The sequence below is a fragment of the Clostridioides sp. LIBA-6822 genome, from assembly GCF_056688955.1.
The window spans coordinates 348,355-362,006 of record NZ_CP196995.1; the positions used below are offsets into that span (position 1 = coordinate 348,355).

The following is a 13,652-nucleotide window of genomic DNA, read 5'->3' on the forward strand; positions in this document are numbered from 1 at the left end:
TTATTGTCAGTAAGAAACTTATAACTAATAGTGTACATATAGTAAATTTATCTTAAACTTTTATTTTACTTTCTAATAAATAAAGAGGATTAAAAAAGGGAAGATTAACTAAGTAATATTTTATAAAAATCTTCAATTTAAAAACTTTAAGTAGAGGTGAAATAAATGTTTAATCCCAAAAGAATAATATTCGAAAAAGGTACCTTAGATACTGATGTCGGTAAAAATATATATGATAAGTTTAAAGATAAAAAAGATGTAGAGATAATTAATATATCCTCAAATAGAATTAAGGAACATATTCCAGGTGAAAATCTATATGAACAATACAGAAGTGGAAAACAGACCATGGTAGTTGGGATTAGGAAAAGTATGAAGTTTCAAACATGTAAACCTTCTGCTAATTATCAACTACCACTTGTTAGTGGATGTATGGGAAGATGTGAATATTGTTATTTAAACACACAATTAGGTGATAAACCCTTTATAAGGGTATTTGTAAATATAGATGAAATACTTGAACAAACAAAGAAATATATTGAAGATAGAAAACCACAAGTTACTATATTTGAAGGTGCAGCTACATCAGACCCAGTTCCAGTAGAACCATATACTAATTCATTGAAAAAAACAATAGAATTTTTTGGAAGAGAAGAAAAAGGAAGATTTAGATTTGTTACTAAATACAGTGATGTAGACAGCTTATTGGATGCCAAACATAATAATCATACAGAAATACGATTCAGTATAAACACTCCTAGAATTATAGATGGACATGAGCATTATACAGCATCTGCTAATAAAAGAATAGAATCAGCTGTAAAACTTGCTAAAGCTGGCTATCAGATTGGTTTTATAATAGCACCTGTGTTTCTATATGAAGGTTGGAAAGAAGAATATAGAAGTCTTATTAGAAACATAAAAGAAGCTTTACCAAAGGATTTTGATAGAAAAATTATATTTGAAGTTATATCTCATAGATATACTACTAAAGCGAAGAATAGAATATTAGAAATTTATCCAGACACATTGTTGCCAATGGAAAATGAAGATAGAAAGTTTAAATATGGTCAATTTGGATATGGCAAGTATGTGTATGATAAAGAACAAATAGATGATATGAAAGATTTTTTTCATAAGGAGATAAATGAAGTATTTGAAAATAGTTTAATAAAATATATAATATAGCAAATCTTTAGATAAGATTTGCTATATTTTATGTTTATATGTATTTTATTTGCTTAAAAAGTGATAAAACTCAGTACTATTATATAAAAAATTAAAAAGGGCATTGTATATCAAGAACATTTTTTTTAGTTTTGATAATATAAAGGTATAAGATTAATAAAAATATTAGGAGGTACTTATAACTTGCATGCATGGGAATCTATTCAAATCACATTAGACTTAATAGAAGAAAAGTTATCAGAAGAAATATCAATTAGTAAACTAGCAAATGAGGCAAACTTATCACCATTTTATTATCAAAGACTATTTAAAAGATTAGTAAACAAAACCGTAATGGAGTATATAAAACTTCGTCGTCTTGCAAAAGCTTCTGAACATTTAGCAGAACATAAGAATCGTATACTTGATGTAGCCTTAAGTTTTGGATTTGAAAGCCATGAGACGTTTACACGTGCTTTTAAAAAAGCATATGGATTAACTCCAGAAGAATATAGAGCAAATCCAGTAAAACTCAATCACTTTGTTAAGCCAGAATTAATTTTAAATTACATTATGGTTGATGAAGGCGTGCCATTAATTGCAGATGATATAGTAATTGAAGTAACTCGCAGAAAATTGAGTAATCCAAGGACTTTTATTGGAATAGAGGGAGAAATACCTATTTGTCAATTAATGGGAGGTGAAACAACTGGTATCGCAACAGCAAAGGAATTATGGATGGAACTTGGAAATCAAAAACATAATATACCAAATAAAATCCCAGATGGAAATGAATTTGCTGCTCTTTATATGAGAAATGCAAAAGAAGGAAATTGTATGTATATGGCAGGGATAGAAGTGGAGCCAGGTACATTGGTGGAAGGATACAGTACTTTTGAGTTACCAGTTAAAGAGTATTTAGTATGTGGATTTGAAGCAGAAAATTTTAATGAGTTAGTTGATTCAGCTGTTTTTAAAGCAGATAAGTTTATGGAAAGATGGATGAAGAATCATAATTTAATAGCCACTGATTTTGCGATTGAAATGTATTATCCTACTACACCTGAAGTGGCATATATGGAACATTGGACTATTCCAGTGTCTATTGGACAATAGAAAGGGTGATGAATATGGAGTGGCAAGATATGTTTTTTCAAGATAATAAACCAACACTTGAGCAAATCAAAACATTTATCAATAGCCCATTATGGGACAAGCTAAACAACATCTTGACTTCAACTTATAATGTAGAGCCTAAACTTGAATATAGTAAATGTTCAATGCAAAGAGGTTGGAATATAAAGTACAAAAAAAGAGGTAAATCATTATGTACTTTATACCCACAAGAAGGTTCTTTTAAAGCTTTGGTTATTGTAAATGAGAGTAATAGAGTAGAAGTCGATTTATTTATCAATACTTGTTGTGATTATATTAAACAAATATACAACGAAATAAATTTTTTTAATGGCAGTAAGTGGTTAATGATTCAAATAGATAATATATCTATATTGAATGATACACTTGAACTAATTAAATTTAGAGCCTAGGATATAAAACAGGATGATTTATATCCTCATCCTGTTTGCATATTAATTTTTCATAACTTATAGAAACTAAAGAAGCTTTTGTATATTAATTTTTCATAATATTATATAGATTTAATTTATCAATTATTATTTAAACTGACTTGATATAGATTTTAAATATATATTTTTTCCTCTATCAGTAAGAGACATAAAAATAATACTCCATAAACAGTTTAGAGTACTTTCTATACTGTCATGTTCATCAAGTTCTTTAGTACCAACTGGTTTATATATAAGTATTGTTAAAATACATTCAATAATATTTTCTATTTGGTTAGGAATATTACATTCCTGAATTAAATTAGAGTTTTGCAGATTGATGAAACTTTCTTTTAAAAACTGCTTAAGTTCCTTTATAAAATCAAGCTGAAATCTATATATTTTAGGGCTTATTTGAGATAACTGGTCATAATGCTTAAAATAGTATGCATTCTCATTTTGAATGTTTAGTGAATTTAAAAATAAATTATTTAAATCCTGTAATGATTTAGGCATGTCTATTTTTTTATAGTTTTTGTGTTTGTATTCAACAACTTCTTCAATTAAATCTTCCTTTTTTTTAAAATAATAAGTTAAGTTACCTACACTCATTCCCAAAGCATCAGCAACATTTCTCATAGATACATTGTTATAGCCATATTCATTAAATAAGTCACGAGCTTTAATTAAAATATCCACTTTTGTCTGTTTTGCCATATTGAATCCTCCAATAAAAATTTATGATAACATTTATTTGACATTTTAGTACATTCGTACTACAATGTCAAGTAAAGTACGAATGTACTAAAATAATATTTAAGTTATATTGGGAGGTTTTACAATGAGATACAAAAACGATAATTTAGAACTTTATAAACTTGGACTAGGTTGTGGAGGTATGATACACCTTGATAATAAAGCTGAAAATATAGCTACAATACATGAAGCTTTAGATAGTGGTATCAATATGTTAAACACAGCTGATTTTTATGGAGCAGGTCAAAGTGAAATGATAATAGGTGAAGCTCTTAAGGGCAGAAAAAGAGAAGAGGCTTTTGTATCTGTAAAAATGGGGGCTCTTGTTGCACCTAATGGTCAAATGTATGGTCTTGATGTCAATCCTTTTAATATAAAAAATCATGTAGCACAGACTCTTAAGAGATTAAATCTAGATTACATAGACCTTTATCAGCCTGCAAGGATAGATTTAGCAATACCAGTAGAAGAGACTATTGGAGCTATTTCTGACTTAGTAAAAGAAGGATATATAAAACATATAGGTATTACTCAAGTTGATGAAGAGATTTTAAGAAGAGCTAATAAGGTTCACCATATAAGCCTTATAGAAACGGAGTATTCTTTATTTAATAGAGATATAGAAAAAAATATATTACCAACTGCTAGAGAATTAGGAGTAGGGGTTGTTGCTTTTGGGGCTCTTGCTCATGGTCTTTTAAGTGGAGTATGCTCAAAATCTAATGCTCAAAGATATAAATGGATACCTTTATTCTCTGATGAAAATATAGATAGAAATCTTGAACTTGTAGAGAATTTAAGAGAAATAGCAAATGAAAAAGAAGCTACTATTCCACAAATAGCTCTTGCATGGGTTTTATCAAAAGGTGATGATATTATAACTTTAGTTGGAGCATCAAGAAGGGTCACATTAGAGGACTCTTTAAAAGCTAAAGATATTAAATTGAGCGATGAGAATATAAGAAGAATTGAAAATGCTATAGACAAGAATAAAATTTTAGGTGCAAGTTTTCCAAATATGAGGTTTAAGAATGGTAAGGTAGTTAGGTAGGGTAGTATTTAATTTTTAAGCCACTCTTTCACAGGGTGGCTTTTTACACTCAGTTAAATAAACCAATATATAAGTTGCAAATAATCTAATAAACTTCAATTTACTTTATTTTTCGACACTCTTTACAATTAAGTCCACATATGCTTTTTTCCTGCATATTTATGGCTCCCCAATTAGCAAATTGTTGTAAAATAGGCACAATACTTTTACCTTTACTTGTCAATGTATATTCAACTTTTGGAGGGATTTCATTATATTGTTTACGATGAACAATACCATCAGATTCTAAATCCTTTAATGATTGAGCTAACATAGTGTTTGTAATTCCATCTAATTTTCTTTTTATGCTACTATATCTAATAGGATTATCAACTGCCAACATACATATAATAGGTAATTTCCACTTACCACCAACAATATCTAAAGCATAACGTATTGGACAGGTTAATTCTTCAATATTTGTAGCCATATTCTTTTCATTATCTAAACTCATTATAATTACTCCTTATTTATAGTAGTATCTTTTTTATACTTTATCAGAAAAAACTGCATACTTGTTTTTTCTGTATTTTATATTAAAATTATATCAAAGGATAATCCTTAATACAAGTATTTAAAAGGGGTGTAAAAATTATGAAAGTATTAGAATTTTTGAACAAAGCAGGAGTTTATTATTTAGCAACAGCTGATGAGAACAATCAGGCACATGTGCGTCCTCTAGGATTTGTTATGGAGTATGATGGCAAACTTACATTTTGCACATCTAATCAAAAAGATATGTTTAAGCAACTTATTTTTAATCCAAAGCTTGAGCTTTGCTGTATAGACCAAAAACTTAATACTCTACGTATTTTGGGTGAAGCAGTATTCGTTACATCAAAAGAAACACAAGCTAAGGCACTTGAAATAATGCCAAGTTTAGGTCAGATGTACTCTGTAGGAGATGGCAAATTTGAAATATTCTCTATTGATAAGGCAAAAGTTAGTTGTTGTTCAATGAGTGGGAAAAAGATTGATGTAGAGCTTTAATTATAATGGAATCGATATCTATAGTGAAAATGAAGAAAACGTTACTACTGAAATGTTGATAAATTTAACTTAAATTCAATAAAAAAGATTTTTAAGTAATAAATGTGTAAAAATTTTTAGTTATTAGATTTGTATTTCGACCATGATATATATTGTTTTGAATAATTACATAATAGAAATAAGAACAATTAAAATTTATTTTATGATTCAGTAGACTTCCTTTTAAAAAATATTTTAACTACAAATGATTTTTCTTCAATATGAAGAAAATATGATGATTATAAAAAATTGCTACTTATTATTTATATATTTTTATATATAAATAATAAGTAGCATGATTTTCTAAATTAATAGTGATAGAATATAAATTAATAGATAAGATATAATTTTAAAAGGAGTGATATAAAATGAGCAAATATAGTTCACTATGGGAATATGTCAAGAAAAATGGTAATCAATCATTTAAATTAACTTTTAAAGAAATAAAGGATATTGCAGGAATAGAGATAGACCATTCGTTTTTAAAATATAAAAAAGAATTAAATGAATATGGATACCAAGTAGGAAAAATCTCTTTAAAAGAAAAGACTGTTATTTTTGATAAAATTGATTAAAAAATAGTTATGCGCACTTGTGACTTTAGTCATGGGAGGTTCAGTAAGCTATTAATAATTACATATAATAAAATAATTTGTATTGACTAATATTAAAACTAAAAATAAAGCAAATCTTATATAAGACTTACTTTATTTTTAGTTGATGCCTTTTTAAGTTTTATACTATAAGGGATATATAAAACTGCACCTATTAAAAATGTTATAATTTCTGTTACTGTCATAGACCATATCAATCCATCAAGTCCATAAAAATAATTAAGAAATATTACTATAGGTATATACAATCCACCTTGGCTTATAGACATTATACCTGTTTCAATGCCTTTTCCTGATGCTTGATATATTGTCATAAATAAAGATGTAACTCCATTGAATAAGGCAGATACTAGCATAGCTACCAATACATACGTTCCTATTTCAATAACTGATGTATCAACTGAGAATGTTTGTATTACTTGAGTTCTAAATATATAAACAACTCCTGAAAATACAACTGCGATTACAAATATGAATAAAGCAGAATACTTTATGCTTTCTTTTAAACGAGGTATATTCTTATTAGAAAAATTATATGCTATAAGTGGCATTACACCTAAAACAATACCCATAACAAAGAATTCTGGAATTTGAGCAATTCTAAGTGCTATACCAAAACTAGCAACTATGTTATTTCCATATTGCATAGAGTAATTATTGGATAACAGTGTAGTCACAATTAAGAAAGAGCATTGGATTAATTGGGATACACCAACTTTATATATTTCAACTTGACTGTTTATGCTGATTTTCATGTAATGTAAAAATCCTCTAAGGTTTTCACTTTTAACATTTAAATACCAAACATAATAAGCACTAGAAGCAATATTAGAAAGCACCATTGATAATGCAGCACCATATACGTGCATATTAAGAACCAGTATAAATAAAACATCTAATATGATACTAACTATTACACTTACAAACATACCATACATAGATTCTTTTGATGCACCTTCAGACCTTACTATTTGTTCAAGTGAGAAGTTCAATATAATAGAAAATCCACCAACAAATAGTGTAATTGCATATTGTTTTGTATATTCAAATGTAGCCATGTCAGAACCTAATAATTTAACAATTGGATTCATTAATAAGTAGCCAAGTAGACCTATCAATAAACCTGTTATAATACTTGCATAGAAAGTATATCCAGCAATTTTCTTAGCTTCATCACTATTATTTTGTGCGATTAGCCTAGTTATGAATGTACTACCACCAACACCAAACATATTTCCAAAAGCCATTAGAATTGTAAATATAGGTAGTCCTAATGTTATTGCACTAAGCATAGCTGTGTCATGAACTAATCCTATGAAGTAGGCATTGATTACATTATAAATAGTCCCTGCTGACATTCCTATCATCATAGGGATAGATAAATAAAGAATAGTTTTTTTTATTGGTTCTTCTTTTAAATATTTAATGTTTGATTTTTCATTTTCCATGTTACCCTCCTAAATAATATAATTTATAATACTAAGGTACCTTATGAAATATATTATACAGGTACCTTATTAAAATTGCAAGGCAATTATTAAGGTACCTGTATAATTGCGCTGTATTTGGGTAATATATAGACTTAAAATTGAGTTTTTTTTAAACAGAAGAGGCTCTAATAAATATGGAATATAGGGTATTAAAGAGATGAATGAGACTTTAAAATAAATAAAAGAGTAAAGTGATAAGATAATAAATATCTAATTATTTACTCTTTTTGTTTTATTTATTTAAATCTTTTTATTTTAAATTTTGGAAGTTAATAAAATATACAATGACTACACTTTATTTTATACTTTATGGCTACAATAGATTTTATTCAAAGTAAAATAAATCTTCAAATTTTTTATCTAGAGCTATACATAAAATAAGTGCTAATTTTGCTGTTGGATTAAATTGACCTGTTTCTATTGAACTAATAGTATTTCTTGATACGCCTACCATTTCAGCTAGTTGACTTTGAGATAATTTTTTCTCTGTTCTTGCTATTTTTAAGTGATTTTTTAATATTAATTCTTCATTCATATGCTTACCTCAACGATGATAAAACAAAATTAGTCAATGAGAAGATAGTTGAAATTAAGAAAATAATAGCCCAAATTAAATTCTTTTTTTCATGTGTGAATTGGTATTTTACTATATTTTCAGCAAATCCAAATGTCCAAAATAAAGCAACTATTGCATCGTTTTTTTGTCCAATAAAGGCATTAAATATTCCAATGAAAAAGCAGACACATATGAAAATTAAATATCCTATTTTTCTGCCCTTATTTTCAATATACTCTAATCCTTCATCTTTATTAGATTGACGACTCTTACTTAAAATTTCTTCTTTATTCATATGAGACACCTCCTAATTGGATGCCAAGTTTACTTGGTACTTTAATTATATCATGCCAAGTTTACTTGTCAAGAACTTTGACAATAAAACTTGGCATAAATATGATATTAATCAATAAAAAAAGACATTCTTAATTTAATTAAGAATGTCTTTTTTTATTGAAACACTATAATAATATTCTATTAATCCAATAGTTAAATTTCTACTTAGAATCTAACATATATTCTTTATTATCTTAGCAGGGACACCTGCAACCACAGTATTTGGAGGGACATCTTTTGTAACTACTGCTCCTGCTGAAACAACAGCATTTTCACCTATTGTAATACCAGGCATAATCATTGCTCCTGCTCCTAACCAAGCATTCTTCTTTATAACTATAGGTGTAGACACGGTGGAATGTCTATCAGATGGTTCTAAAGGATGATTTATTGTTATAAGATTTACTTTAGGTCCAATAAGTACATCATCTTCAATCGTAATACCACCTCTATCCATAAATGTACAGGCATGATTAATAAATACATTCTTTCCAACTCTTATATTCTTTCCAAAGTCTGTGTAAAATGGTGGTATTAAATATAAGCTTTCATCAACTTCAACACCTGTAAGTTTAGAAAATAATTTTCTTATTTCTTTTTTAGTATGATACGAGTTATTTAGCTCAGCAGTTATTTTTTTAGCTCTTTCTATTACATATCTTATTTTATCCATATCTGGGTCAGAATCTGAAATTACTTCGCCAGATTTGTCTCTCTCAAATATATCTATATTACTCATAAATTTCCTCCTATCGATTTTACTTACAAACTGTACAATATCTCTACGTAAAACTCATTATATTTACTCAACTCTTAAATAGAGTATACTACTTGGAGTTAACTACAACACAAGCCTTTTTTATATTATTTAAGAATAAATAATTGAGTCTTATTAAAAACTGTAATTAAACATTAATATTAGTCTTGTCCATATAGAATGTTTCATTATGTATGTAAACTAAAGTTTACATATTTCAAACCTTATTTTGTAGAACAGTTGAGTTTAATACTTTATAATTGAAATATAATTATTTTAAATTGAAAGGGGCTTAATATATGAATTTAGGAGACAAGATTACAAAACTAAGAAAGAAATATAATTATTCTCAAGAGTTGTTGGCAGAAAGGCTAAATGTATCTAGACAAACAATTAGTAAGTGGGAATTAGGACAAGCTAAGCCAGATTTAGAAAATATAAAAAATATATCAAAGCTATTTGATATTACTTATGATTACATAATTGATGAAAGTAATTTATGCTCTAAAGATATAACTGATAATATTAGTAAGGATGTTGACTGGACAAAAGCATGGAGCTCTAAGTATCCTATTTTAGAAGCATATGTTGATATAGAGGGGATAGAAAAGTATCAAATAGCTATTGAAGAATTATATTCAAGATTTGAAAAAGAATACAAGATGAGCAATGAGAATAATGTACTTATATTAAAAGATATTTTATACAAGACATTTAAAAGGCATGATAAATAAAAACTATATTTGGATATATTCATCTATGGTTTTGTATAAAAATGTGGAAATAATTGGAATAAATAAAAAATATATAAATTGAATTTTAAAATATATTTAAGCAGGTATCTAAGATATCTGCTTATTTGTTTCTCTATGGTTGATTTTTTCATCAAAAGTCAACTTTAAATCGCTTGTTAGGTTCATGGATTTAAGGATATAATTATACAAAGGAGGCGTTGATATGAATGAATTAAACATTGCAAAAACACTGATTTTAAAGCGTAAAGAAAAAGGAATTACACAAGATGAACTTGCAAATTATATAGGTATCTCTAAAGCTTCTGTATCTAAATGGGAAACTGGGCAAAGCTATCCTGATATCACTTTTTTGCCACAACTCGCGACATATTTCAACATTACAGTTGATGAATTAATTTGTTACGAGCCACAAATGATTAAGGAAGATATTAATAAACTATATCAGCGATTGTGTAAAGATTTTACTGTTAAACCATTTGACGAAGTTATGGATGAAATACGAGAAACCATAAAAAAATATTATTCATGCTTTCCTTTGATTTATCAGATGGGTGTTTTGATAATTAATCATTATGACCTTGTAGATGAAGAAAAACGTGAACTATTAATTAGTGAAGCATTAGAAATTTTTATTCGAATACGAGAAACAAGTGATGATATAGAAATTTGTCGTCAATCAAAAGGTATGGAGGCAACCTGTTATATCTTGTTAAATCAACCTATAGAAGTTATTGATTTATTTCAAGATAGTAATTTTCCCATGGTAAATGAAAGCATACTTCTTGCACAGGGACAAATGATGAATGGTCAAACTAATGAAGCTAATGAAACGTTACAGATAGGAGCATATCAGAATCTTACGTTGTTAGTTCAAGATTTAGTGGGACTCCTGCAAAACTCAGATAAATCACAAATTGAAGAAATAGAAAGACGTATTTTAATAATTTCAGATATATTTGACCTTGATGCATTATCTCCTGGCATTATGTTTTCTGTATATTTGACACAGATACAAATGAACTTAATACATGGAAATACTAAAGGAGCTATTAAGTCATTACAAAGATATGTAGATTTGGCAATGAGTGATATATATCCAATTATGCTACATAGTGATGACTTTTTTAATCATATCGATGGCTGGATTTCTGAGATTGGAACAGGTATTACACGTGATGATACAATTGTAAAGGCAGGTATTGTTGCTGCTATTAAGAACAATCCTATGTTCTCTGTATTAAATGAGAACAAAGAATACAGATTTCTTATAGAAAAATTATCTTTATTGGAGGAATAAAATTATGGAAAATTTAATGGAATATTTACCACTTTTGCTTCCTGTTATTATTTTAAATTTAATACTTGTAGTTACTGCACTTATTCATATAATAAAACATCCAAATTATAAAATTGGGAATAAGGCAATATGGATTCTTTTAGTACTATTTATCAGTATAATAGGTCCAATTTTATACTTTACCATAGGAAGAGGTGATGAATGATGAATATTGTTTCAATAAATGGGTTATCAAAAAGTTTTGGTAATCGAAAGATAATAGATAATCTAAATTTTACTGTACCAGAAGGGTCAGTCTTTGGCTTTGTAGGTAAGAATGGTGCAGGCAAGACTACAACCATGAAAATGGTACTTGGGTTACTTGAAGCAGATAGTGGAACTATAAATGTTTGTGGTGAGAAAGTGACATATGGAAGAACAAGTTCTAATCGACATGTAGGTTATCTACCTGATGTTCCAGAGTTTTATAACTATATGAGACCACTTGAATATCTTTCTCTTTGTGGAGAAATTACAGGGCTTTCAAAACAAGAAATAAAGTTAAGAAGTGAAGAGTTGTTGTCACTCGTGGGACTTGGAAATGAAAAGAAACGAATAGGTGGATTTTCTCGTGGAATGAAACAACGTCTTGGGATAGCTCAAGCATTACTTTCACGCCCTAAATTACTTATTTGTGATGAACCAACAAGTGCACTTGACCCTGTTGGTAGAAAAGAAATATTAGATATTATGCTTAAAATCAAAGACTCAACAACTGTAATATTTTCAACACACATACTGTCAGATGTTGAAAGAATTTGTGACCATGTTGCTATATTAAATAACGGAAGCATCGCTCTTAGTGGTACACTTTCAGAAATAAAAAGTATGCATGGAAAAGATAGACTTTTATTGGAGTTTTCAAGTGATGATGAAATCCAAGCATTTAAGTCTAGTAGTAGTATTAAATCCTTACTTAAAGATTCAGAAGAGACTAATATGGAAATTATTTTCCATGGTAAAGATATAAAATCAATACAACAAACAGTTATATCTACACTTGCAGAAATGAATCTTTGTCCAATAAAGATGGAATTAATAGAATTGTCACTTGAAAATTTATTTTTGGAGGTAGTAAAGTGAGAGAATACATAGCATTTACAAAAAAAGAATTTGTAGAGAACGTAAGAAATTATAAATTATTTAGTCTAATTATTTTATTTTTGATATTTGGAATAATGAGTCCTCTTTCTGCTAAATTTATGCCAGATTTGATTGCTCATTTTGCCCCAACTTTAAAAGTTACTGCTCTACCAACTGCTTTAGATTCTTGGACACAGTTTTCTAGCAATATTTCTGGTCTTGGAATGAGTTTAACTCTAATTATTTTTTGCAATATTTTATCAAACGAATATTCTAAAGGAACACTTGTCATTATGTTGACTAAAGGATTGTCACGTTCGTCTGTAGTATTGTCTAAATTTTCTATTGCAGTAATTATTATGACCATTGGTTTCTGGTTGAGCTTTTTATGTACTTATGGTTATACAATGTATTTTTGGCCAACTGCAAATCTTAATCATGTTGTATTTTCAGCATTTAACTTATGGATAATTGGTATTATGTATATTACTATATTAATTCTTGGCTGTGTACTATTTAGACCAGCATTTGCAAGTGTATTACTTGTATTAGTAGTAACTATTGCTTTGAGTTTAATTTCTATTCCTAAACAGGTTGCACCTTATACCCCTAATTTCATATTATCAAAAAATATAGATTTGATTTCAGGGAAAGTGACAGCTCCAGAATTTATTATTCCAATCATTGTAACAATCATTATTTCAATAGTGTGTCTGTTATCAGCTGTTATTTTATTTAATAAAAAACCAGTTTAATGATATCTTTATTATAAATGCAAATAGCACTGTATTGTGTAAAAATATACTTAGTAATGTATAAGAATATATCTAAGTAAAAAAGGGGGTGTCTCAAAATGAACTTTTTAGTTCATGAGGCGCTCTTCTTTGTGTGAAATCAAATATATTTTCATCATTTCAACAATGAAAAAAGGGTTTATCTCTCTTTTGAGACAGCCTCTTTTTTTGTTTTAGTCGTACTCATTATATCTTATAATAATTAAATTATTACCTTAAGTAACTGTTTAAAAATAAAAAAGGAGATAGATTATAATCTAGTGATTATCAGTTATTTAAGATATGCTATAAGTATATAGAGCCTAAACTAGTAAAGAGTTAAAA

Annotated in this window: 17 protein-coding genes; 11 read left to right on the forward strand and 6 right to left on the reverse strand. The window is 27.9% G+C overall.

The genetic code is table 11. The features are described 5' to 3' along the window. Nucleotides 1–165 precede the first annotated feature (165 nt). The 3 genes from splB to ACTG48_RS02015 all read left to right on the forward strand — a co-directional run bounded on the left by splB (nucleotide 166) and on the right by ACTG48_RS02015 (nucleotide 2,714). Nucleotides 166–1,188: a spore photoproduct lyase gene (gene splB / locus ACTG48_RS02005; protein WP_021382830.1), complete on the forward strand. Its 1,023-nt coding sequence runs from the start codon at nucleotides 166–168 to the stop codon at nucleotides 1,186–1,188. 183 nt (nucleotides 1,189–1,371) lie between these two features. Next, complete coding sequence (locus ACTG48_RS02010; protein ID WP_479917969.1) at nucleotides 1,372–2,283, forward strand: AraC family transcriptional regulator; 912 nt, start codon at nucleotides 1,372–1,374, stop codon at nucleotides 2,281–2,283. A gap of 14 nt (nucleotides 2,284–2,297) precedes the next feature. Continuing rightward, entirely contained in the window at nucleotides 2,298–2,714 is a 417-nt protein-coding gene (locus ACTG48_RS02015) for a DUF3788 domain-containing protein (RefSeq protein ID WP_479917970.1), read from the forward strand. Nucleotides 2,715–2,840: 126 nt separating this feature from the next. Here ACTG48_RS02015 and ACTG48_RS02020 read toward each other — a convergent pair whose 3' ends face one another. Then, a complete protein-coding gene (locus ACTG48_RS02020) occupies nucleotides 2,841–3,449 on the reverse strand; it encodes a TetR/AcrR family transcriptional regulator (protein WP_479917971.1) in 609 nt (202 codons plus the stop codon). Between the two features lie 124 nt (nucleotides 3,450–3,573). On the opposite strand from ACTG48_RS02020, the gene ACTG48_RS02025 reads away from it, so the two are divergent. Next, complete coding sequence (locus ACTG48_RS02025) at nucleotides 3,574–4,539, forward strand: aldo/keto reductase (protein ID WP_479917972.1); 966 nt, start codon at nucleotides 3,574–3,576, stop codon at nucleotides 4,537–4,539. Nucleotides 4,540–4,639: 100 nt separating this feature from the next. Here ACTG48_RS02025 and ACTG48_RS02030 read toward each other — a convergent pair whose 3' ends face one another. Continuing rightward, nucleotides 4,640–5,032 carry a winged helix-turn-helix transcriptional regulator gene (locus ACTG48_RS02030; RefSeq protein ID WP_479917973.1) on the reverse strand — a complete coding sequence of 131 codons (393 nt, stop codon included), beginning with the start codon at nucleotides 5,030–5,032 and terminating at the stop codon, nucleotides 4,640–4,642. A 140-nt stretch (nucleotides 5,033–5,172) separates the two neighbouring features. Between ACTG48_RS02030 and ACTG48_RS02035 the strand changes: the two genes are divergently transcribed. Together ACTG48_RS02035 and ACTG48_RS02040 are read left to right on the forward strand one after the other, a co-directional pair. Next, on the forward strand, nucleotides 5,173–5,568 hold the full coding sequence (locus ACTG48_RS02035) for a pyridoxamine 5'-phosphate oxidase family protein (protein WP_021382848.1): 396 nt from the start codon (nucleotides 5,173–5,175) through the stop codon (nucleotides 5,566–5,568). Nucleotides 5,569–5,975: 407 nt separating this feature from the next. Then, nucleotides 5,976–6,182: a hypothetical protein gene (locus ACTG48_RS02040; protein ID WP_479917974.1), complete on the forward strand. Its 207-nt coding sequence runs from the start codon at nucleotides 5,976–5,978 to the stop codon at nucleotides 6,180–6,182. A gap of 116 nt (nucleotides 6,183–6,298) precedes the next feature. Here the strand turns inward: ACTG48_RS02040 and ACTG48_RS02045 are convergent, their stop codons facing one another. From ACTG48_RS02045 to ACTG48_RS02060, 4 genes are all read right to left on the reverse strand, one after another. Continuing rightward, nucleotides 6,299–7,669 (reverse strand): MATE family efflux transporter, encoded by a 1,371-nt coding sequence (locus tag ACTG48_RS02045; protein WP_479917975.1) that lies wholly within the window; start codon nucleotides 7,667–7,669, stop codon nucleotides 6,299–6,301. A gap of 367 nt (nucleotides 7,670–8,036) precedes the next feature. Then, complete coding sequence (locus tag ACTG48_RS02050; protein ID WP_021382875.1) at nucleotides 8,037–8,246, reverse strand: helix-turn-helix transcriptional regulator; 210 nt, start codon at nucleotides 8,244–8,246, stop codon at nucleotides 8,037–8,039. Between the two features lie 4 nt (nucleotides 8,247–8,250). Further along, nucleotides 8,251–8,562, reverse strand: a complete 312-nt coding sequence (locus ACTG48_RS02055) for a DUF6442 family protein (protein ID WP_479917976.1) — start codon at nucleotides 8,560–8,562, stop codon at nucleotides 8,251–8,253. A gap of 213 nt (nucleotides 8,563–8,775) precedes the next feature. After that, nucleotides 8,776–9,342: a sugar O-acetyltransferase gene (locus tag ACTG48_RS02060; RefSeq protein WP_479917977.1), complete on the reverse strand. Its 567-nt coding sequence runs from the start codon at nucleotides 9,340–9,342 to the stop codon at nucleotides 8,776–8,778. Nucleotides 9,343–9,659: 317 nt separating this feature from the next. Here ACTG48_RS02060 and ACTG48_RS02065 point away from each other — a divergent pair, with 317 nt between their 5' ends. The 5 genes from ACTG48_RS02065 to ACTG48_RS02085 all read left to right on the forward strand — a co-directional run bounded on the left by ACTG48_RS02065 (nucleotide 9,660) and on the right by ACTG48_RS02085 (nucleotide 13,289). After that, a complete protein-coding gene (locus ACTG48_RS02065; protein WP_479917978.1) occupies nucleotides 9,660–10,094 on the forward strand; it encodes a helix-turn-helix domain-containing protein in 435 nt (144 codons plus the stop codon). A 223-nt stretch (nucleotides 10,095–10,317) separates the two neighbouring features. After that, a complete protein-coding gene (locus ACTG48_RS02070; protein ID WP_479917979.1) occupies nucleotides 10,318–11,412 on the forward strand; it encodes a helix-turn-helix domain-containing protein in 1,095 nt (364 codons plus the stop codon). 4 nt (nucleotides 11,413–11,416) lie between these two features. After that, complete coding sequence (locus ACTG48_RS02075; RefSeq protein WP_021382852.1) at nucleotides 11,417–11,617, forward strand: PLD nuclease N-terminal domain-containing protein; 201 nt, start codon at nucleotides 11,417–11,419, stop codon at nucleotides 11,615–11,617. Next, nucleotides 11,614–12,534: an ABC transporter ATP-binding protein gene (locus ACTG48_RS02080; RefSeq protein WP_021382865.1), complete on the forward strand. Its 921-nt coding sequence runs from the start codon at nucleotides 11,614–11,616 to the stop codon at nucleotides 12,532–12,534. Before ACTG48_RS02075 ends, ACTG48_RS02080 begins: the two co-directional genes overlap by 4 nt. Continuing rightward, complete coding sequence (locus tag ACTG48_RS02085; protein ID WP_479917980.1) at nucleotides 12,531–13,289, forward strand: ABC transporter permease; 759 nt, start codon at nucleotides 12,531–12,533, stop codon at nucleotides 13,287–13,289. Before ACTG48_RS02080 ends, ACTG48_RS02085 begins: the two co-directional genes overlap by 4 nt. Nucleotides 13,290–13,652: the final 363 nt, after the last annotated feature.